This window comes from Rhizobium sp. SJZ105 (assembly GCF_007828365.1).
Taxonomy (GTDB): domain Bacteria; phylum Pseudomonadota; class Alphaproteobacteria; order Rhizobiales; family Rhizobiaceae; genus Agrobacterium; species Agrobacterium tumefaciens.
Window position 1 is genome coordinate 234,491 of record NZ_VIUP01000006.1, and the last position, 20,485, is coordinate 254,975.

General features: G+C 57.2%; 24 protein-coding genes and 1 tRNA gene. 8 read left to right on the forward strand and 17 right to left on the reverse strand.

Annotated features, from left to right (window positions below; all coding sequences use genetic code 11):
* Both arsC and arsH read left to right on the forward strand, forming a co-directional pair.
* Positions 1 to 426, forward strand: coding sequence for an arsenate reductase (glutaredoxin) (gene arsC / locus FB593_RS19180; RefSeq protein ID WP_003518039.1), 426 nt, complete (start codon positions 1 to 3; stop codon positions 424 to 426).
* Positions 401 to 1,129, forward strand: coding sequence for an arsenical resistance protein ArsH (gene arsH, locus FB593_RS19185; protein WP_035199836.1), 729 nt, complete (start codon positions 401 to 403; stop codon positions 1,127 to 1,129). Before arsC ends, arsH begins: the two co-directional genes overlap by 26 nt.
* A 4-nt stretch (positions 1,130 to 1,133) precedes the next feature.
* Here the strand turns inward: arsH and arsK are convergent, their stop codons facing one another.
* The 3 genes from arsK to FB593_RS19200 form a co-directional block, all read right to left on the reverse strand.
* On the reverse strand, positions 1,134 to 2,345 hold the full coding sequence (gene arsK / locus FB593_RS19190) for an arsenite efflux MFS transporter ArsK (RefSeq protein ID WP_111802064.1): 1,212 nt from the start codon (positions 2,343 to 2,345) through the stop codon (positions 1,134 to 1,136).
* Positions 2,332 to 2,703: an ArsR/SmtB family transcription factor gene (locus FB593_RS19195; RefSeq protein ID WP_013761980.1), complete on the reverse strand. Its 372-nt coding sequence runs from the start codon at positions 2,701 to 2,703 to the stop codon at positions 2,332 to 2,334. The genes arsK and FB593_RS19195 overlap by 14 nt, the downstream gene beginning before the upstream one ends.
* Positions 2,704 to 2,844: 141 nt before the next feature.
* Positions 2,845 to 3,768 carry a LysR family transcriptional regulator gene (locus tag FB593_RS19200; RefSeq protein ID WP_003518035.1) on the reverse strand — a complete coding sequence of 308 codons (924 nt, stop codon included), beginning with the start codon at positions 3,766 to 3,768 and terminating at the stop codon, positions 2,845 to 2,847.
* 112 nt (positions 3,769 to 3,880) lie between these two features.
* Between FB593_RS19200 and FB593_RS19205 the strand changes: the two genes are divergently transcribed.
* From FB593_RS19205 to speB, 5 genes are read left to right on the forward strand one after another with little or no spacing between them, the layout of a single operon-like run.
* Positions 3,881 to 4,723, forward strand: coding sequence for a transporter substrate-binding domain-containing protein (locus FB593_RS19205; RefSeq protein WP_035199834.1), 843 nt, complete (start codon positions 3,881 to 3,883; stop codon positions 4,721 to 4,723).
* Positions 4,724 to 4,742: 19 nt separating this feature from the next.
* Positions 4,743 to 5,393 (forward strand): amino acid ABC transporter permease, encoded by a 651-nt coding sequence (locus FB593_RS19210; RefSeq protein ID WP_035199833.1) that lies wholly within the window; start codon positions 4,743 to 4,745, stop codon positions 5,391 to 5,393.
* Positions 5,390 to 6,040 carry an amino acid ABC transporter permease gene (locus FB593_RS19215; RefSeq protein ID WP_035199832.1) on the forward strand — a complete coding sequence of 217 codons (651 nt, stop codon included), beginning with the start codon at positions 5,390 to 5,392 and terminating at the stop codon, positions 6,038 to 6,040. The genes FB593_RS19210 and FB593_RS19215 overlap by 4 nt, the downstream gene beginning before the upstream one ends.
* 1 nt (position 6,041) lies before the next feature.
* Positions 6,042 to 6,824 carry an amino acid ABC transporter ATP-binding protein gene (locus FB593_RS19220; RefSeq protein ID WP_003518027.1) on the forward strand — a complete coding sequence of 261 codons (783 nt, stop codon included), beginning with the start codon at positions 6,042 to 6,044 and terminating at the stop codon, positions 6,822 to 6,824.
* 19 nt (positions 6,825 to 6,843) lie between these two features.
* Positions 6,844 to 7,797 carry an agmatinase gene (gene speB / locus FB593_RS19225; RefSeq protein WP_013761977.1) on the forward strand — a complete coding sequence of 318 codons (954 nt, stop codon included), beginning with the start codon at positions 6,844 to 6,846 and terminating at the stop codon, positions 7,795 to 7,797.
* A 210-nt stretch (positions 7,798 to 8,007) separates the two neighbouring features.
* Here speB and FB593_RS19230 read toward each other — a convergent pair whose 3' ends face one another.
* The 6 genes from FB593_RS19230 to FB593_RS19255 all read right to left on the reverse strand — a co-directional run bounded on the left by FB593_RS19230 (position 8,008) and on the right by FB593_RS19255 (position 12,647).
* Complete coding sequence (locus FB593_RS19230) at positions 8,008 to 8,682, reverse strand: 4-carboxy-4-hydroxy-2-oxoadipate aldolase/oxaloacetate decarboxylase (RefSeq protein WP_035199831.1); 675 nt, start codon at positions 8,680 to 8,682, stop codon at positions 8,008 to 8,010.
* Positions 8,683 to 8,783: 101 nt separating this feature from the next.
* Complete coding sequence (locus tag FB593_RS19235; protein WP_019566615.1) at positions 8,784 to 9,620, reverse strand: ABC transporter substrate-binding protein; 837 nt, start codon at positions 9,618 to 9,620, stop codon at positions 8,784 to 8,786.
* Between the two features lie 30 nt (positions 9,621 to 9,650).
* Positions 9,651 to 10,412 (reverse strand): amino acid ABC transporter ATP-binding protein, encoded by a 762-nt coding sequence (locus tag FB593_RS19240; protein WP_003518020.1) that lies wholly within the window; start codon positions 10,410 to 10,412, stop codon positions 9,651 to 9,653.
* Positions 10,409 to 11,167 carry an amino acid ABC transporter permease gene (locus FB593_RS19245; RefSeq protein WP_003518019.1) on the reverse strand — a complete coding sequence of 253 codons (759 nt, stop codon included), beginning with the start codon at positions 11,165 to 11,167 and terminating at the stop codon, positions 10,409 to 10,411. The genes FB593_RS19240 and FB593_RS19245 overlap by 4 nt, the downstream gene beginning before the upstream one ends.
* On the reverse strand, positions 11,164 to 11,871 hold the full coding sequence (locus tag FB593_RS19250) for an amino acid ABC transporter permease (RefSeq protein WP_003518018.1): 708 nt from the start codon (positions 11,869 to 11,871) through the stop codon (positions 11,164 to 11,166). Before FB593_RS19250 ends, FB593_RS19245 begins: the two co-directional genes overlap by 4 nt.
* Positions 11,868 to 12,647, reverse strand: coding sequence for an SDR family oxidoreductase (locus tag FB593_RS19255; RefSeq protein ID WP_145166847.1), 780 nt, complete (start codon positions 12,645 to 12,647; stop codon positions 11,868 to 11,870). The genes FB593_RS19250 and FB593_RS19255 overlap by 4 nt, the downstream gene beginning before the upstream one ends.
* A gap of 210 nt (positions 12,648 to 12,857) precedes the next feature.
* Between FB593_RS19255 and nac the strand changes: the two genes are divergently transcribed.
* Positions 12,858 to 13,763: a nitrogen assimilation transcriptional regulator NAC gene (nac, locus tag FB593_RS19260; protein ID WP_003518016.1), complete on the forward strand. Its 906-nt coding sequence runs from the start codon at positions 12,858 to 12,860 to the stop codon at positions 13,761 to 13,763.
* A gap of 45 nt (positions 13,764 to 13,808) precedes the next feature.
* Here nac and FB593_RS19265 read toward each other — a convergent pair whose 3' ends face one another.
* The 8 genes from FB593_RS19265 to FB593_RS19300 all read right to left on the reverse strand — a co-directional run bounded on the left by FB593_RS19265 (position 13,809) and on the right by FB593_RS19300 (position 20,191).
* Positions 13,809 to 15,014, reverse strand: a complete 1,206-nt coding sequence (locus tag FB593_RS19265) for a pyridoxal phosphate-dependent aminotransferase (RefSeq protein WP_065703391.1) — start codon at positions 15,012 to 15,014, stop codon at positions 13,809 to 13,811.
* A 49-nt stretch (positions 15,015 to 15,063) separates the two neighbouring features.
* Positions 15,064 to 15,831, reverse strand: a complete 768-nt coding sequence (locus FB593_RS19270; protein ID WP_035199828.1) for a 5-oxoprolinase subunit PxpA — start codon at positions 15,829 to 15,831, stop codon at positions 15,064 to 15,066.
* A gap of 30 nt (positions 15,832 to 15,861) precedes the next feature.
* Positions 15,862 to 16,857, reverse strand: a complete 996-nt coding sequence (locus FB593_RS19275; protein WP_035199827.1) for a biotin-dependent carboxyltransferase family protein — start codon at positions 16,855 to 16,857, stop codon at positions 15,862 to 15,864.
* Positions 16,854 to 17,561, reverse strand: a complete 708-nt coding sequence (gene pxpB / locus FB593_RS19280) for a 5-oxoprolinase subunit PxpB (protein ID WP_035199815.1) — start codon at positions 17,559 to 17,561, stop codon at positions 16,854 to 16,856. The genes FB593_RS19275 and pxpB overlap by 4 nt, the downstream gene beginning before the upstream one ends.
* Entirely contained in the window at positions 17,558 to 17,986 is a 429-nt protein-coding gene (locus FB593_RS19285) for a hypothetical protein (protein WP_035199813.1), read from the reverse strand. Before FB593_RS19285 ends, pxpB begins: the two co-directional genes overlap by 4 nt.
* Positions 17,983 to 19,371 (reverse strand): acetyl-CoA carboxylase biotin carboxylase subunit, encoded by a 1,389-nt coding sequence (gene accC / locus FB593_RS19290; RefSeq protein ID WP_051376966.1) that lies wholly within the window; start codon positions 19,369 to 19,371, stop codon positions 17,983 to 17,985. The genes FB593_RS19285 and accC overlap by 4 nt, the downstream gene beginning before the upstream one ends.
* A complete protein-coding gene (locus FB593_RS19295) occupies positions 19,371 to 19,805 on the reverse strand; it encodes an acetyl-CoA carboxylase biotin carboxyl carrier protein (RefSeq protein ID WP_035200623.1) in 435 nt (144 codons plus the stop codon). Before FB593_RS19295 ends, accC begins: the two co-directional genes overlap by 1 nt.
* Positions 19,806 to 20,114: 309 nt before the next feature.
* A tRNA-Met gene (locus tag FB593_RS19300) sits at positions 20,115 to 20,191 on the reverse strand.
* Between the last annotated feature and the right edge of the window lie 294 nt (positions 20,192 to 20,485).

The following is a 20,485-nucleotide window of genomic DNA, read 5'->3' on the forward strand; positions in this document are numbered from 1 at the left end:
ATGGACGTCACCATCTATCACAACCCGGATTGCGGCACTTCGCGCAACACCCTCGCACTCATTGAGCACGCCGGTATTCAACCCACTGTGATCGAGTATCTGAAAACCCCGCCGAGCCGCGAGCAACTCGTCAAGATGATCGCCGACGCCGGGCTGACCGTCCGCGAGGCGATCCGCGAGAAGGGCACGCCCTATACGGTGCTTGGGCTTGGATATCCTGAACTGACCGATGACCAGTTGATCGATGCCATGCTCGAGACGCCAATCCTGATCAACCGACCATTCGTCATCACCCCGATGGGTACGCGGTTGTCGCGCCCCTCGGAAGTGGTTCTGGATATACTTCCGGCAGACGCATTCAAGGGGCCGTTTACCAAAGAAGACGGCGAACAGGTCCTCGATGATGAAGGAAAGCGCATTGCCTGACACATTCCCCGCACTTGAGGGCCAGCACCTGCACGCGATTGATCTCGATGCTCTGCGTCCGGCCTTTTCGACACATAAGCCCCGCATTCTGATCCTCTACGGTTCGCTACGCGAGGTATCCTACAGTCGTTTGCTTGCCTTCGAAGCAGGGCGGCTGCTCGAACGGCTTGGATGCGAAGTTCGGATATTCGATCCGAAGGGCCTGCCTTTGCCCGACGAAGCACCGGTGAGCCACCCGAAGGTGCAGGAATTGCGTGAGCTCTCGCAATGGTCGGAAGGGCAGGTTTGGGTAAGCCCCGAGCGCCACGGCGCGATGACCGGCATCATGAAGTCGCAGATCGACTGGATTCCTCTCTCACTCGGATCTGTTCGCCCGACACAGGGCAAGACGCTCGCCGTCATGGAGGTTTCCGGCGGCAGCCAGTCCTTCAATGCCGTGAACCAGATGCGTATCCTCGGGCGATGGATGCGGATGATCACCATCCCCAACCAATCGTCGGTCGCAAGGGCGTATCAGGAGTTCGATGCTAGCGGACGGATGAAGCCGTCTCCCTATTACGACCGGGTGGTAGATGTCTGCGAGGAGCTGGTGAAGTTCACCATCATGACCCGCGATGCCTCGGCCTATTTGACCGACCGCTACAGCGAGCGGAAGGAAGAAGCGGTCGAGTTGGAGAAGCGGGTCTCCCTGAAATCGATCTGACGACCTAGGTTGTTGCGGTGGCTGGCCGCCGACAGGATGCTGCCACCGCAACGAATGCCGTGATGCTGACCGCGCCGAGACATGCGTTTCCAATGAGTGACAGGCTCAGGCCAAAGTTTTCCATGGACGCCGCGAACGCGAAGGGTGCCCCGGCTCCGAGCGCCAGTCGAGCTGCCGCCATCTTGCCCGTGATCGCGCCATACCCTTCCGATCCGAACAGATAGAGTGGCAGGCTGCCCTGCGCGATGCTGTTGATGCCTGACCCAAGCCCGAGGCAGATTGCGAACGCGACTGCCCCCGGTAGCCAGTCTCGCGTTGCCAGCAAGATCAGGATGCCGAACACGATCAGCACCGCCGACAGGACGGCGAGCGCTGGCGGCGACAGGTTCTTTCCGAAGACCATGTTGATCAGGCGGCTTGCGACCTGTGCCGGACCGAACAGAGATCCTATAACTACTGCCGCGCCACCTAGCCCGATGGAACCGAGCATCGGCACCATGTGCGCGAGGATCGCGGCAAGCGAAAATCCGAGAAGCGCGAAGGCGAACGACACCATGATCATGCTTCGGCGGCGCGCATCGTGGGGGATTGCTCCGATTATGGCTTCGCGAGGGACGGCCGCATCCGCATTCGGTCCGGTCTTGCCGACGCGCATGATCCAGACGTGTAGAGGCATGCAAAGGAACAGATTCAGCGCTGCAAAGACCAGATAGATCTCACGCCACGACATCCATTCGGAAAGCGCGGCCGAGATCGGCCAGAAGATCGTCGATGCGAACCCACCGATCAGCGTGAGGTAGGTGATGCTCCTGGATGCGGTTCTGGGATCGCTTTCGACCAGCGTCGCGAATGCGGCCTGATACTGCACCATTCCGGACGATACCTCGAGCAGGATGATGGCAACGGCGAAGATTGCGACTGACGGTGACCAGGCACAGAGCGACAGCATCAAGGCCGCAAGGCCTGAGCCGACCGTCATCACCGTGGCGGCTCCGATCCTATCCATCTGCCTGCCGATATAGGTTGCCGACAGACCTCCGATGAAAAGCGACACCGAGAAGACGCCAAATACCTCCGCCAATGTCAGGTCGAGGTCTTCCGCCATGCCGGGGGCAAGAATACTGAAACTGTAATAGAGAGTGCCGTAACCGATGATCTGCGTGAGGCCAAGCGCTGAGACGATGCCAGCAGGTACTTTCGAATTATGCAACGACATTGCCCCCATCGGAGGAAGTGCCGGCCGGACTGGCGCATCCATCGCTTCGCTCGACATTCTCCAGAATCGCCGGATGTTCGGCACAACAGTCTTCTACCAGGAATTTCACAAGCTCGGCCAAAGTGTCGTAGCTGGCGCTGTAAAGGATAGACCTCGATATTCGTCGTTGCGAGACCAGGCCAGACCGCTCCAGTTCCTTGAGATGAAACGACACGTTCGTCGCCGAGACGCCCATGCGCTCGGCGATTGCACCGGCGGCCAGTCCGTCAGGACCGGCAACGACAAGTGCTCGAACGATCGCGAGGCGCGTCTCCTGAGAGAGGGCAGCAAATGCCGAAAGAGCCTGATGCTGATCCATACTTCAATAATCCTTGAATTATTGAAGTATGGATAGCGAACGGCGATGCCATCGGCAAGGCAATTTCTTCCCGAGATCACACTTGCCCCTCTGGAACATACGTAGGCGTTCGCGGCGACGGGGCTATGAGCGGCGTATGCTCTACGCCTTGCGCGCGTTCTTGTGAAACGCCTCTGATGCGAAACCGGCGAGTTCGCGAATGAAGAAATCGAGCACCGTCGAAGGCTTTTCAGCGGACCGCGTGGCAATAACGAAGGTGGACTGGATACGGGTCTTTGCTGCCATCAACGGCCGGAAAATTCCTTTCTGGACCCAATCATCTGCATAATGATCAGGCAGATACCCAACATAGTGGCCGGACATCACGAACATCGCCTGCGCCTCCATGTTGGAGGCCGAAGCGCGCGCCCGTGCCTGCGGAAAATATTGCAGCTCACGCATATTGGCATAGGGCCGCACGACAAAATCGAAGGATTCGATGCGCTCGACGGAAAGTTCGGCATCGGGAAGATGAAAGAGCTGGTGTCCCTTCGCGCAATACAGTGAATGCGCCTCTTCCCTGAAGCGCGAAAGCTTCAGGCCCTGATACGGCAGCGTTTCCGGTAAAAGTGCGATGTCCAGGCCGCCATTGGCAATTTCCGACAACAGGGCGTCCGGCGTGTCGATCACCAGCTCGATACGTGCTTCCGGCGCCTTTTCGCTGATGCGGGCGATGATGCGGTGAATGGGCAGGTCGTGATCGGTAATCGTGTTGTCCACAAGTCCCAGTCGCAACGTACCGGTAATACGGTTCTTGAGCGTACCGATATCGCTTTCGAAGGCGTTCAGCGCCAGGAACAGCACTTTCGAACGCTCATGCACGAGCGCGCCGCGATCCGTCAATTCAAAACCGGATCGCCCTCGCCGACACAGCTTGAAACCGAGCCTGTCTTCCAGCGCCTTGATATGGAAACTGACAGCGGACTGGCTCAGCCCGAGCGTGATTTGCGCGCCGAGAAAACTCTTGTGCTCCACGACGGCGCGGAAGACGGCGAGAGAACGAAGGTCGGATTGCGCGAGCTGCATGGGAACCGTTACATCAATTTTACAAATATAAACTTCATCAGTTTCCTATTTTTCTGGAATAATGTCCATGGTTTCCTCCTCCCCAATGACAAACCAATAAGGGAACGAAACCATGCAAAACCTGCTCACTCTGAAATCTCTCACGCTCTGCGCAGCCTTCGCCGTCAGCCTCGGCGCATCCGCCCATGCCGCCGATCTTCTGGAAAAGATCAAGGCCGATAAGGTTTTCACTGTCGCAACCGAGGCCCGGTTTGCGCCGTTCGAATTTGTCGAAGACGGCAAGATCGTCGGTTATTCCGCTGACATCATGCAAGAAGTCATGAAAGCCTTGCCGGGCGTTGAGCTGAAGCGTCTCGATCTGCCCTGGCAGGGCATCCTGCCAGGCCTTGCCGCCAGCCGCTTCGATTATGTCGTGACCTCGGTCACCGTGACGCCGGAACGCATGAAGGCCTACAAGCTCTCAGCACCCGTCGCCGATGCGACGATGGCAATCCTGAAACGCAAGGGCGATGCCGAGATCTCCAAGCCGGAAGATATCGCGGGTAAGCCCGTCGGCTCGCAGGCGGGCTCCGCGCAGCTCAAGGCGCTTGAGACGTTTTCCGCCGAACTGAAGGCCGCCGGCAAGGATGCCACGACGGTCTCCAGCTACACGGATTTCTCGGAAGCTTATGCCGACCTCGGTGCCGGGCGCCTGCGCGCCGTCGTCAACTCGCTTCCAAACCTTCTGGAAGCTGCACGCCAGCGGCCGGATGCTTTTGAAGTCGTTCTGCCGACCTTCGGACCGAAGACCTATTTCTCATGGGCGGGCCGCAACGATACTGACAGTGCGACGCTAAATGCCTTCATGGACAGTGAATTGGCAAAGCTCAATGCATCCGGCAAACTGGCGGAATTCCAGAAGAAATGGTTCGGCGCGCAGATGGAGCTTCCCGCCACTCTGCCGGCGACTGAGTGACCGGCAGGTCGAACCGGTCATGGACAAGATATCTTTTGCCATCTGGCCGGTTCTTGTGGACGGCCTCTTCACCACGCTGACCGTCAGCCTTTCGGCGCTTCTTCTGGGAGCGCCGCTGGCCCTTCTCCTCGCGGCCTGCGGTCGCAGCGGCCGCCTGCCCCGCCTGGCATCCGGTCTCTACATCTCCTTCTGGCGAGGCACGCCCATTCTAGTCCAGCTGCTGATCGTCTTCTACGTCCTGCCACTTCTGGGGCTGGATCTGACGCCGGTTGCTGCCGCAACTTTGGCGCTGGCGCTAAACACAGCCGCCTTCCAGTCGGAGATATACAGGGCAGGCCTGCAATCCATTCCAAAGGGAGAACGGGAAGCCGCCGCCATGCTCGGCCTTTCCGCAGGTCGTACATTCCTGCACATTGAAGTGCCTCAGGCCTTCAGAACCATGTTGCCGGCACTTGTCGGCGAGATACAGGCTCTCGTGAAGAACTCCTCACTCGTTTCGGTCATCGCCGTCACCGACTTGACGCGCCGTGCTCAGCAATATGCGGCCACCACCTTCCGGCCACTCGACGCCTATCTCTCGGCTCTCCTGCTTTATGTCGCGGTTGGAGCGCTGCTTGCGGGAATAGGCCTCCTTGTCGAACGCCACCTGACAAAGGGAGCGACGCGATGATTTCCGGCTTCCTGAACGATATTCCTCTCTATGCGGCCGGGTTGTTCACAACACTGACAGTTTCCATTGCGGGTATCGCGCTGGCCGTCATCATCGGTATCGTGCTGGCTGCGGCGCTACGGTCGCGGTACATGGCCATCTTCCTGCCGGTAAGGCTTTATGTGGAGTTTGCCCGCGGCGCGCCGCTCGCGCTGATCCTGTTTCTTTTCTATTATGGCGGCCCGCAATTGGGGTTGATCCTCAGCCCCTATGCCGCCGGCATCGTCGGTCTCGGCCTCTATGGCGCTGGCCCCTTTGCGGAGATTTTCCGCGCCGGTTTCAATGCCGTTCCAAGAGGCGAGATCGAAGCGGCGGGAATGCTGGGCATTACCTCCGGCGACACCTTTCTCCACATCCAGATGCCGCAGGCGCTGGCACTGACGCTGCCGGCTTCCGTCGGCCAGGCCATTAATCTTGTCAAGGAATCCGCCGTTCTGTCCGTCATCACGCTCAGCGAGCTGACCAAGGTCGCCGGTACGATCAGCTCGATCACCTTCGCGGTCGTAACCCCTTATCTCACCATTGCCCTGCTCTACTGGGCAATCGTCGAAATCCTGTCGCGGCTCGGCCTCTATCTCGAACGCCGCCTTTCCACCGAAGGCTCCTGACATGAGCGAACGAACAGTTGTTATTTCCGCGCGCGGCTTGGAGAAAAGGTTCGGTGACAAGACCGTTCTGAAAGGCATCGATCTCGACATTCATATGGGTGATGTCCTGTGCATCATCGGACCTTCGGGATCGGGCAAGAGCACGCTTCTGCGCTCGCTTGCATTTCTCGATCCCTATGACGCGGGTGATGTCGATGTCTTCGGCCGCCTGATCGGCTGGCGTGAAACCCCGCTTGGCCGCGAACGCGCCGGTCCGAAAGAACTGGCAGAGACGCGCCGCCCGCTTGGAATGGTCTTTCAGCACTTTCATCTGTGGCCGCATATGAGCGTCATCAAAAACGTGACATTGGCGCTCAGGCTCGTCCATGGTCTTCCCCAGGCCGAAGCGATAAAGCGCGGCCGCGCCATGCTGGATAAAGTCGGGCTTGCCGCTTTCGCTGACCGCCGACCCGACGGCCTGTCCGGTGGGCAGAAGCAACGCGTCGCCATCGCCCGCGCACTGGCGGTGAACCCCCGCGCCATGCTGTTCGACGAACCGACCTCGGCACTCGATCCCGAACTTGTCGGTGAAGTGCTTTCCGTCATGAAGACGCTCGCGGCGGAAGGAATGACCATGGTCATCGTCACGCACGAAATGGGTTTTGCCGCGCATGCGGCCAACCGTGTCGTCTTCATGGATGACGGCAAGATCGTTGAGGAAGGCGCGCCGCAGACGCTTTTCAGTAATCCGAAGAGCGAACGCCTTTCCCAATTTCTGCAAACCTGGCGCGAGCGCGCACTTTGATATCTGAAAGGACATCTCCATGACTGCCCACGGCTATGACGGCGGACGATTGAACCTGCCATTCGTCGGTATTTCCACCTTTGCCAAAAGTCCCTACGTCGAAAACTGGGACGCGATCGACGCGGATGTTGCGGTTCTCGGTGCCCCGTTCGATTTTGGGACGCAATGGCGCCCCGGCGCCCGCTTCGGGCCGCGCAGCATCCGTGAGGCCTCCACCCTGTTTTCCTTCGGCCACGCGGGCGCCTACGATCACGAGGACGACGTCACATATCTGGAAGGCGTGAAGATCGTCGATATAGGCGACGCCGACATTGTTCATACCGATACGGTGAACAGCCACGCGAATATCGAGTTCGGCGTCCGCAAGATCCTTAAAGCCGGCGCACTGCCTGTGGTGCTTGGCGGAGACCACTCCATCAACATCCCTTGCATCAATGCCTTCAGCGATCAGGAGCCGATCCATCTGGTGCAGATCGACGCGCATCTCGATTTCGTCGATGAGCGTCACGGCGTCCGCTTCGGACATGGCAGCCCCATGCGCCGCGCCTCGGAAAAACCGTGGGTCACCGGAATGACCCAGCTCGGTATCCGCAACGTCTCCTCCACCGCAAAGGAAGGATACGACTATGCCCGCTCCCAGGGTTCGGATATTCTCTCCGTGCGCCAGATCCGCAAACTCGGCGTGGACGCCGTAGTGGAGCGCATCCCCGCGGGCAAGCGCTATTATCTTTCGATCGATATCGATGGCTTCGACCCGTCCATCGCGCCAGGAACCGGGACCCCGAGCCATGGCGGCTTCATCTATTACGAGGTACTGGAACTGATTGCAGGTCTTGCAAAGCGTGGCGAGATCGTCGGCATTGATCTGGTCGAGGTCGCGCCTGATTACGATCACACCGGCTCAACCGCCATTCTGGCTGCGCAGATTCTGCTCAACACGATCGGACGTATCTTCATAGCTCGGAACGCATAAAAAACCGCGATCCGCCCATACTGGATCCTTGGCCACGCAGCGCGCAAGAAGGGCCGCCCTTGGGGCTTCCTGGAGTTCGATGGTCTCGTCAGCCGTGAAGCCAAAAGCCCTCCGCGGGGGGAGGGCTTTTGTTTGCATTGATGTAGCTATGGTTGCGACGGTTTTAAAAGTTCAAAAACGCCAAACGCGCCTCGCTGCACCACACAAAAATCAGATATCAACGACAAGCCCCTTTGCCTTCAGGACGGGCTCCAGATTGCTAACTTCGATAACGGATTTGCCCTGCTTGTAAGCTTCAATGAAGCCCGCTTCAGCATCTTCGCGAATTTGCGAAAGACGTGCTGATTCCTGAGCGTCCGCACGACGCACAACCACCAAACCGTCCGCATCGCCAACAATGATGTCGCCGGGATTGACGATCTCATCGCCAATGATGATCGTATCGTTTACTGCGGCAATCGTTTCCTTGACGGTACCCTTGATGCAGACGCTGAACGAGAACACAGGGAAGCCAAGGTCTCGAAGCTGCAAGGTGTCACGCACACCGGTATCCGTCACCAGACCACCGATCCCCTTTGCAAGGCAGGCATTTGCCAGCACGTCGCCAAAGGAACCAGCCTCTTCGTACTCACCAGCTGAAACCACGATGATGTCGCCGGGCTTGGCGTAATTAATGGCCAGCTGCAACATGATGTTGTCACGCGGCGCGCATTTGACGGTAAAGGCGGGACCACACAGTTTCATGCGGTAATCGACAGGCTTGATGCGGGAGGAAAGTGCGCCCCTGCGACCCTGTGCCTCGTGGATGGTTGCCGGCGAAAACTTCGAAAGGGCTTCGATTTCTGCCTTGCTTGGCCGTTCTGCTATATCTTTAATGTGGATCATAAAACCTCCCACGGTAAGGCTGGCGGCGGGAACGTCCCGCCACTCGCATTGAGTTTAATTGTCATGTGTCAATCGTTGCCGTGGCTTGAAGCCAGGCGGGATCAGGGGATCGGGTCGAATTTCAGCTCGGAGAGCGGGACGACCTTGTCCGTACGGGTCATTTTGTATTCGGTATTCGGGCCAAGCCACTTGTCCCAGATTTTGTTTATCTCGCCGGAGGCGTCGAGTGTGCGCAGCACTTCATTGATTTTCGCTGTGAGGGCAGGATTGTCCTTTGCCATGCCGACACCGATCGGCTGATAGAGCATAGGCTCCTCGATCATGCGCATCGGTTTGCCCTTGGTCTTCGATTCATTGACGAACTTGGTGGTGGTCATGGTGTTGGCCACCATACCCCGCGCCTTGCCCTGCTGAACGGCAAGATAGGCAGAGGCAGTATCCTGGAAGGTCAGCGGCTCGGACTTGTTGAGCTTGATAGACATTTCAGAGGTCGAGCCCTTGGTGGAGGCGACACGCTGGCCCTCGTAATCCGACTTCTTCTTGCCGGCATCATCAACGGGCACGATCAGCATTTCCTTGGCGAGATAATAGGGATCGCTGAACTGAATCTGCTCGGCGCGGCTTTGTGTGTAGGCGAGATTGGCGACGGTGATATCGACGCGGCCAAGCTTGACTTCCGGCACACGGGCTTCCACCGACACCGGTTTGACTTCGGCCTTAACGCCCAGTTCCTTGGCGATCGCGTTGCAAAGATCAACGTCAAAACCGGCCATTTCACGGGTCTTCGGATCGGGTGCCGCGAATGGCACGACATCAGCAAAGGTTGCGCAACGAAGCACCTTGTTCGCCATGATCGTATCGAGTTGATCAGCCGCCGCTGGTGACGCGAGAGCGGTTCCAGCCAGTGCAACGGTAAGTGTCAGGCATTTCCAGTTCATGGTCAGTTCTCCTCTTATGATTGATTGGTATCAGTGGCGCAGATCGGAAAGGAACCGCTGCGCGCGCGGATGGCGTGGTGCTGTAAAAAACTCTTCCGGCGTCGCTTTTTCGAGAATTTCGCCGGCGTCGATGAACCAGATGCGGTCGGCAACTTCACGGGCAAAGCCCATTTCGTGGGTCACGCAAAGCATGGTCATGCCCTCTGCCGCGAGCCCCTTCATGACGGCCAGCACCTCTCCAACCATTTCCGGGTCGAGAGCGCTTGTCGGTTCATCGAACAACATGACGGGCGGCTCCATGGCCAGCGCACGCGCAATTGCCACGCGCTGCTGCTGACCGCCGGACAATTGCCCCGGATAGGCGCCGGCCTTGTCGGAGAGGCCTACCCGATCCAGAAGCTTCAAAGCTTTCTGGCGGGCAACATCAGGTGCGACGCCTTTCACCCGGATCGGGGAAATCGTGACATTTTCGACAACGGACAGGTGCGGGAAGAGATTGAAATTCTGGAACACAAAACCAACTCTGCTGCGCAGAAGATTGAGTTCCTTTGTCTTGGTTGCCGCGTGAATATCCTGCCCATCGAGCGTGATGGATCCGCTGTTGATCTCTTCGAGACGATTGACGGTACGGATCAATGTGGATTTGCCGGAGCCGGAAGGGCCGCAGATGACGATAACCTCGCCCCGCGCGACTTCGGCGTCGACATTCTTCAAAACCTCGTAGTCGCCATAACTCTTGCAGACATTGGAAATGCGGATGGTCTGCTGTGTTGATGATGCCGTGTTTGTCATGGCTGCTCCGTTATGATTTTCGCCTGCGCCTGCAATGCCTGTTGCCGGCGACCGACCACACCGGCACGGCGTTTGGCGATACGCCGCTCGACGGCATTTGCGAGATACGTCAAGCTCCAGCAAATGGCGTAGTAGACAACCGCGAGGATGAGGAAGACCTGGAATGGTTGGGTCAGAAGCTGATTATTGACCTGACTTGCCGCAAAGGTGAGGTCGGGTACGTTGATGACGTAACCGAGCGTCGTATCCTTGATCGTGGCGACGAATGTCGAGATCATGCTGGGGATCATGTTGTAAAGCGCCTGCGGCAAGATGATGAAGCGCATTGCACCGAGATAGCTGTGGCCAAGCGCTCTCGCCGCATCCATCTGCCCCGCACCAAGAGCGACAATACCCGCTCTTACGACTTCGCTGAGAAATGCGCCCTGATAGATGACAAGCGTCGTCAACATGATGACGAAGCTCGGCACGTCTGCGCCGGTCCACAGCGGAACGAGGAAATAACTCCACAGGATGAGCATGAGCAAAGGCACGCCGCGCGTGACATAGACCAGCCCCGTTACCGGCCACCGCAGGAGCCGCCACTTGGACAGGCGCGCCATCGCCATAAGGATGCTGACAGGAAAGGCCAGTGCGATGGCAAGGGCAGACAGGATGATCGTGTTCGCAAGCCCTCCAAGCGGGCCGTTCGGATATTGCCCGATCAGCAGCAGCAACCAGTTGTCATGAACGATGGTAATCATGTCGCCGATCATCCGCGTGCCCTCCACGCCGGATCAAGGCGCATCGAAAGATACGCACCGGCACCCATGATCAACAGCGAGAAGAAGAGGTACAGAACAGTTCCGACAAGATAGATCTCGAAGGTCTGGAAGCTGAGATTTTCAATTTCCTTGATGGCATGCGTCAATTCGGAAGCGCCGATAATGAGGGCGAGGCTGCTGTTCTTGAACAGGGAGACACTGTGATTGATGAGCGGCGGCAGGGCATTGCGCACGCCTTGCGGCATGATGATGAAGCGCATCGCGGAGAGATAACCGTGTCCCAATGCCTTGGCCGCTTCCATCTGTCCCGGGCTGACGGAGCGCAGGCCTGAACGCAGATCCTCACTGAAATAGGCTGCCTGACAGAGACCAAGACCCACCACGGCAAAGATCGCTTCGGCATTGTGACCGATCAGCCAGTCCGTCAAACCTGAAGGCAGGAGCGTGAATATCCCGAAGTACCACAGCATCAATTGCACGAGTGTGGGCACATTGCGGTGGTAGGAAACATAGGCCGCCACGGCGCGATCAGCAAAACGCGACGATGAAAACCGCACGCATAACAGGACCAGCGCAAGCGTCATTGCGAGAGACCATGACCCGATAAAGATGACGAAGGTCATCTGCAATCCGTGCCATAGCATTGCAATATATTGCGGGTCGCTCAGGATTGCCGACAGGTCGAAACCGCTCACGGCTTTTGTTCCTTCGCTGCGTCAGCTTGCGCCACAGTCTGCGGTTTGGCCGTCTGAAGTCCGCCCATAACCTGCAATGTCGGGGTAATTTCCATATGGCCGATATTCATGGAAACTGGCGCGGCAACGGCAAAGGCTATCGCGTCGGCAATATCTTCCGCTTTCGGCAACTCGAAACCATCGATGAAGCGCTCGCGCACGCTCGGATCGTTGCCGTGAACGTGAGTGAAGATATCCGTCGCCACGCGGCCGGGGCAGATCTCCGTTACGCGGACGCGTCTGCCGAATGCATCCAGCCTCAACTGGTTCGAAAGCATGGCGACACCAGCTTTAACGGCATGATAGGTCGAGTTGCCACCGAAATTATAGTTTCCGGCGATGGACGAGATATTGACGACATGCCCGCGATCACGCTCCACCATGCCCGGAACAATCAGCCGGCAGATGTGGAGAACGGCACGGAGATTCACATCGATCAAAAGGTCGATATCCTCCGCATCAGCCTGAAGGAACTTCTTCGGCCTGTCGACGCCGGCATTGTTCACGAGAATGTCGAACTGCACCTTGTTTGCAAGATCGGCAATTGCAGCGCGATCGGTAACGTCGATCGCGTGCGGTATGCAGCCGGTGCGTTCGGCAAGTTCATTCAGGGCGCCGGCGCTGCCGGCAACCGCGTGGACTTCAATGTTTTCGCGGCAAAACCGCTCGACGACAGCGGCACCGATACCGGATGAAGCACCGGTGACCAAAGCGGTCTTGTAATCGGAGAATGGCATTCTGATCCCCTTTTTTGTTACCATCAACACTAGCGAAGCTTTCCCTGCTTGCCTAAGACCGATTATTTTTGGAGTAATAAGTAAGTTTTATGGAGACCCGCAAACAGGCAATTAGAGACGGGATTCCAGGATGTTCTTGTTCCAGGCAGGAGCTTTCCGCTCTGGCGCCCAGATTGCAAAACGCGTGCGAGCCTGTAAGCTGCGCCAAGCATGGATATAAGACGTCTCAAATCATTCATCGTCATCGTAGACAGTGGCAGCATCACGCGCGCCGCAGATATTCTGCATCTGGCGCAACCGGCACTCAGCCAGCAACTAGCCGCGCTCGAAGATCATTTCGGCCAGAAATTGCTCATCCGCAGCCAGCAGGGCGTGACGATGACGGATGCGGGACATGCCGTTTACCGCCATGCACAGATCATATTGCGCCAGATGGAACAGGCGCAGGTCGACGTATCGGCGGCGGGTAACTCAATTGCGGGACGCGTCTCGGTCGGTCTGGTCCCATTCAGCAGCGCTGCAACGCTTTCCGTGGAGCTGTTGGCGGAAACGCGCAAGCGACATCCGGGGATATTGATCCACCTGACGGAAAGTGTGGGACAAACCTATAGCCAGATGATCATGAATGGACGTCTGGAACTGGCTTTGATCCATGGGGTCGGACCAATCAAGGGCGTAAAATTCGAGCCCATGCTCAGCGAAGAATTTTATCTTGTCGCACATCGCGATTTCGCAATCGAAGCGGATTCAAAACCGGTGCCGATCGCCGCGCTTGATGGCATGCCCATGCTGATGCCACCCGCGTATAATTTTGTCCGGCGCGCTGTAGACACGGCATTTACCCGCAGCCGGATCAATCTGAAGGTCGTCGCGGAAGTGGAAATCGTCAGAACGCTTGCCCGCGCCGTTGCCAGTGGTCTCGGCGCAACCATCATGCCAAAAGCCATAGCCAACCGGATCGTCTCGGAAACGAGCGAACCACTTATTTGCCGGCTGCTGTCGCCACGGATCGAAGAAACACTGTCGCTCTGCATGTCCGACCAGAATTCACTGTCTGAGCCGGCTTTTGCCGTCAAGGATATCCTGGTGGAACTGACGGAAAAATTGAAACTTTAGAGTATCCTTTGGCCCGGCAACCGAGCCAAAGGATCGTTTTCAGGATCAACGCATATCCTGGCAGAACTGCGCAATGCGGGCGCAACCTTCGCTCAACATCTCCATGCTCGTTGCATAGGAAATCCGGAAGTATGGGCTCATACCATAGGCGGCGCCCTGTACCGTTGCCACGTGATGCTCATCAACCAGCGCCATCACAAAATCCACATCGCCTTCGATTTTGCGTCCGCCCTTGGTGGTCTTGCCGATAAGCCCAGACATATTGGGATAGAGGTAAAAGGCGCCTTCCGGCTTATGGCAGCGCAAACCGTCAATCTCGCCGAGTTTGCTCAGAACAAAATCGCGACGGTCGCGATAGATAGCGGCGCGTTCTTTAAGAAGATCCTGGGGACCGTCCAGCGCTGCAATCGCTGCCGCCTGCGAAACAGTGGCAATGCCGCCGCCGTTCTGACCGTTTACATTGCTTATTGCGGCGATAAGTTCCTTCGAGCCGCTGGCGCAATAGCCCAGACGCCATCCCGTCATGGCGTAAGCCTTCGACACGCCGTTCATTGTCAGAACGCGGTCATAAAGCCGCGGCTCCACATCGGCAATTGTGCCGAATTCGAAGCCATCATAGACAAGATGCTCGTAAATATCGTCAGTCAGGATCCAGACATGGGGATGACGCAGCATAACCTCTGCGATTGCTTTCATCTCCGCACGGGAGCAGGCGGCGCCGGTGGGGTTGTTGGGAAAATTGAGAATGAGCCACTTGGTACGTGGCGTAATCGCAGCTTCCAAATCTTCGGCACGCAGTTTGAAACCGGTTTGTTCGACGCACGGCACAGCGACGGGAACACCCCCTGCGAATTTGACGATATCCGCATAGCTGACCCATGACGGGGTGGGAATAACGACCTCGTCGCCCGGATTGCAGGTTGCAAGCATGGCGTTGAAGATTACCTGTTTGCCGCCTGCGGAAACGATGATCTGGCTGGCATCGTATGTCAGATTATTGTCCCGCTTGAACTTTCTGGCAATCGCGGCTTTCAGCGCAGGCGTGCCATCCATCGGTGGATATTTCGTCTGCCCGCCAAGGGCTGCTTCGTGCGCGGCCTCGATTGCGTGAGCAGGCGTCGGGAAGTCCGGTTCACCTGAGGAGAGGCTGACCACCTTGACACCCTGCGCGGCCAGCTCTCTGGCGCGTTGGGTCATGGCGGCGGAAGCGGAGATGGAAACGTTTTTCAGGCGGTCTGATGTAGAGGGCATCTGCATGATCTTTCAGTAAGATTTAGAGAACGGGCCAACCAGAGGCCCATTAAGACGCGAGTTCTGCGGCAGGCGCGAGCGTTGCGCCGGAGGCGCTGATTTCACTACGCACGATACGCGCCAGCTCCAGTGAACCGGGCGTATCGCTGTGGACGAGGATGGAGCGAGCCGGCATTGTGATGATCGTGCCATCGATGGCTTTGACCGTGCCATCGGTCAGGAACCGGCGGACACGCGCACGCACCGATGGTTCATCCTTGACCAGCGCGCCGGGAAGACCCCGCGCGACAAGGCATCCCTTGGCGTCATAGGCGCGATCGGCCAAAAACAATGCCAGGGTCTTCAATCCAGCGCGTTTTGCCGCTCTCTCGATTTCGCTGTCCGGCGTTACGAACACCACAAGCTTCGGATCAACGGCAGAAATGGCATTCATCATCAAATCGGCAAGCGCCGGGTCGCGATTGACCATATTGCCCATGGCCGCATGAAAACTGAAGTGCCCGACTTCGACGCCTTCGCTTTTGGCAATCGCGATCAAGGCCCCGAGCTGATAGAGCATCTGCTGTCTCAACTCATCCGGCTGAAAGGGCATTTCGCGTCGGCCGAAGCCCGCCCTATCAGGCAATCCCGGATGCGCGCCAATGCCAACGCCATTTTCTTTGGCAAGGCGAACCATTCGCGCCATGGTATCTGGCTCGCCGCCATGAAAACCACAGGCAATATTAGCCGACGATACGATCTTCATCATCGCTTCGTCGTCACAGAGCCGGTAAGGACCGAAGCCTTCGCCCATGTCGGAGTTCAGATCGATCTTCATCGTTTCCTCCCTTTGCTCCCTGGTTGTCCGTCAACCCATCGCATTCAGCGCTCGCTTGACCATTTGTGAGGTCTGGCGAACATCATCGACGTATTTCGCAACTGCCCGCTCGGCCACACGCGCTTCCTCGTGATTGGACCTCACGAATTTGATCTTCCCACCCGCGCGTGCCTGTCCTAACCGCCACAGGTCGGCTTCGATCACGCCGGCAATCTTTGGATAACCGCCCGCCGTATTTGCATCGCTCATCTGGATGATCGGCTCGCCACCTGGCGGCACCTGTACAACGCCCGGCATCACACCGTGGGAACGCATTTCGATGGTTTCGGTCGGTTTTATAGGATCACCCGACAGCCGGTAACCGGTCCGGTCGCTGCGGGAGGATATGCGCCAGATCTGGCTCCAGAATTCCTCGCCATCATTGGCAAACAGCTTTTGTTCACCGGCCGGAATAGCACGTATCGGCAAAACGCCGTCCACTACAGGCGGAAAAATATCGCTTAAAGCCACGGAAGGCTCAACTACACCAAGCCCGTTTGATGGCAGTGGTAACAGATCGGCGGAAGCCCCTATTTCCAGCCTGTCACCTTTTGCAAGCGGTCGCCCATCGTGACCGCCGAAACTGCCGCGCAGTGCCGTGCTTCGAGATCCCATCAAAACCGGAACGTCCAACCCGCCCGTAACCGCGACATAGGCGCGGGCGAGTTTCGGCGGCTGCCTCAGTTCCAGTATCTGACCTTCCTTGCCGATATGAGCGCACCAGGAAAGCAGCTCTTTCCCGTCAAGCAACGGGCGCCCATCCGTCCCGGTAACGGCAAATGTTGCTGTTTTCGTAAAACGCAATTTGAATGGAAAAGTCTGGACCTCGATGACGGCAGCATCTGCGGCATTACCGGTCAGAATATTGCCGATCTTAAGCGACAGAGGATCCATGGCACCGCCAGCAGAAACCCCGATGTCACGGTAACCGGGGCGACCGAGGTCTTGCACGGTGTTGAAGGGGCCGGTTTCGATAATCTCGATCATAGCTCGATCCCTGTAGGTATGAAGCGAACCGTATCTCCGGGTGCCAAAAGAGCTGGCGCAGAAGAGGCGGGATCGAACATCTGCAAATCGGCGTAACCGATGGAATTCCACCCATTCGGTCCGGTCAACATCGCCACACCCGTCTGCATTCCACCGATCGTCACGCAACCCTTTTCCATCTTGATCGATGGCACGGTTTTTCGGGGCATATAGATGCGCGCATCAAGACCATGCAGATAGCCAAAGCCCGGCGCGCTCCCAAGCGCGAAGACGCGGTAGGTCGCCTCATGGTGAATCCGCACGACTTCGCGGTCGCTCAGCCCTGAAAAATCACAGATGGCTGGAAGGTCGGCAGCGTATTCGCCCCCATAATGTACCGGTATTTCAACTGTCTTCCCGACAATATCCAGACTGGCTGCTTTATCCCAGGCATCGAGCAACTGAGACACGATGGACTCTGGATCTTCAGGCGTTTCCTTAAAAATCGCCAGAAGGTTCGTCATGCCGGGAATGACTTCCGCAACACCTGCCCAGACTTTTACCGCTTGCGAAAGCGCCCAGATCCAGCGTTGTGCTGGCAGATCAAATTCGCCGGATGCTTCGAGCAAGAATGACCGGGAGCCTATGAACGAAACGCGCGCCTGGCCTTTGATGACGGGCTGGATTTCGTGACGAGGTGCTAGAGTGTTCGATGTCGCAATCATGATTGAAGCTCGATTTCGAACAGCGGATCACCAAAACCAACCAGAGCGTCCTGCACGGCAAGCTGATTGACGAGCGAACCGTTACGACCCGCGACAACGGGGATGAGAATGTGGTCGATCCGAATAAATCCAATCACGTCATCTGCAGCAACCAAACGCGGAAGATATTGCATTTTTGCAGGCAGAGCAGGCTTAGAAGAGCAGAAGAGACCGGCAATCGGCGCTTTTACCACCACTTTCGAAACAGCGGCCTTTGGTGAGCAAACAGCGCCAGCGACGGAAATTGCAGATCTTGCCGAGGCAGAAACAATAATGCGTACCTGACCCTCAGGCGTCGTGATTTCCACGCCGTCCACGCCTGCATCCGTCAGCATATCGGTCAAAGCTGTGAGTAAGACGGGGTCGCTAAAGTCGGGCCTGCTCATGCTGCGCTCCGTTCTTTTAGCCATTGTTCAAGATAGTGAATGTCTGTTTCGCCCTGCGCAAAAGCGTCGTCCTCAAACAGGGCGCGCAGGAGCGGAAGATTGGTCGAAATACCCTCCACCCGTGTACCCGCAAGCGCTTGGCGCATCCTAACCATGGCTTCAGCACGGGTCGGCGCATGTACGATCAACTTGGCGATCAAGGAATCATAATAGGGTGACACCCGGTAGCCGACATGGATATGGGTATCGACGCGAATCCCCTCTCCTTCCGGCAGCACAAGATTGGTCACGACACCCGCCGAGGGGAGAAACTTATCGGGATCTTCGGCATTGATCCGGCATTCGAAAGAATGCCCGTCGCAGATAACATCTGCCTGCCGCAAGTCCAGAGGCTTACCCTGCGCCGCCTTGATCTGGGCCTGAACGATGTCGATACCGCTCGTCATTTCCGTGACGGGATGTTCGACCTGCAAGCGCGTATTCATCTCGATGAAATAGAACTTGCCGTCTTCAAACAGGAATTCGAAAGTTCCCACCCCGCGATAGCCAATCTGTCGGCAAGCCTCGACGCAGGCCATACCAACCGGCTGGATCACATCGACCGAAATTCCAGGCGCTGGCGCTTCTTCGACCACTTTTTGATGACGACGTTGCATCGAACAGTCGCGGTGACCAAGCCAGACGGCATTGCCGTGCGTGTCGCACAAGACCTGTATCTCGATATGACGGGGATGCTGGAGAAACTTCTCCACGTAGAGGACAGCAGAGCCAAAAGCCTGCCTCGCCTCCTCCCTCGTCAAGGTAATGGCTTCATGAAGCAAGGCAGCTTCCTGCACTACTCGCATGCCACGCCCGCCACCACCGCCCGCAGCCTTGATGATGATTGGATAGCCGATCTCATTCGCGATACGCTCAACCGTTGCGGCATCCTCGGGAAGCGCTGTATCCGGTCCCGGTACACATGGCACACCGGCCGCAATCATTGCCCGTTTGGCAGCGATCTTGTCGCCCATCGTGGAGATCGACCTTGCGTCGGGACCGATGAATACGAGACCGGCATCTTCGACCGCCTGAGAAAAGGCGGCATTTTCGGACAGAAATCCATAACCGGGATGGATCGCACCCGCACCCGTCAGACGGGCAGCGATTAAGATGGCATTCTGATTTAGATAGCTCTTGGCAGCATTCGCCGGGCCAACACAAAGGAAGGTGTCTGCCGTTTGACCATATGGAGCCTGCCTGTCCGCCTCAGAGCAGATGGCCACGGTCTTCAAGCCCAATTCGCGGCAGGCGCGCTGAATGCGTGCAGCAATTTCACCCCGGTTGGCAATCAGGACCGTGTCGAAACCCGGCATATCCGATGTGGTATTGAGACCTTCCGCCATTACGCGATCTCCGCCAGCAAATCATTGGCCTCAACCTCGCCACCATCAACCTCCGTCAGATAGGTGATCCGGCCAGCGCGTGGCGCAACAATTTTATTGAAGACTTTCATGGCTTCGATAATGAAGAGGGCCTGCCCCTCCTTGACCACATCTCCAGCCTCGACAAATGAAGGTTGTCCCGGCGCGGAAGCGCGATGCAAAACGCCAAAAATCGGGGCATGAACGGAGGTGCCCGACGTGGTGGCAGGAAGGATCGACTCCGACCGATCGATCAGGGCGTCATCCTCGGCTTTGACCGAGACATTGCTGCCAGTCTCTGTTCGAGGTGCGGTTTTGAATATCCGCACAGTTACGCTTTTCTCTGTCACCATGAGTTCGGTGACGTTCGTTCGTCCGACAAAATCAATCAGCGTCTTTATCTTCGGCAGGTCCATAAGCATACTCGGCATTGTCCAAAGCCACCCGGTAATCCCGGACGATCGGGGTCACTTTCGGCTGCCTTAGACCTAGCACGATAGGGTGTTTGATGGGGTCAGAAGAACTTTTGATGGAGGTGTTCAATGAATTGGGGCCGTGAGCCTGTTGAGTTCGCGAAGCTCGAGTGGGCGTAATGGATCGACCGCTGCACGCTATCAGAGCCCCACGGGATATACCGCCAGCAAGTCATTTGCGGTATCCAAGGCCCTAAACGCAAGGCGCCCTCCGGGATGGGAGGGCTTTGTTGTTGATAGTCTTGAAGATATTGGTTGCGGGGGCAGGATTTGAACCTGCGGCCTTCAGGTTATGAGCCTGACGAGCTACCGGGCTGCTCCACCCCGCGTTACCAGCGTAAATCCCTCTGGGATTTATCGCGACTGCATCACAGGGAAGCTGTGATGTATACTTCCGGAGCAAATTGCCGAAGGCGATTTGTCTCCTTTAAGGGACGCACGTTGCGTTTTCCTTATGTTTTCATGTTACGCAATGCAAAAAGGCCGCTTTGAGCGGCCCTTTGTATCGGCTGGGCCGAAGAGTTTGCTTGAGAAGATATTTGTTGCGTTTTGCAGACCTGGCAGCGACCTACTCTCCCGCGTCTTGAGACGGAGTACCATTGGCGCTGGGGCGTTTCACGGCC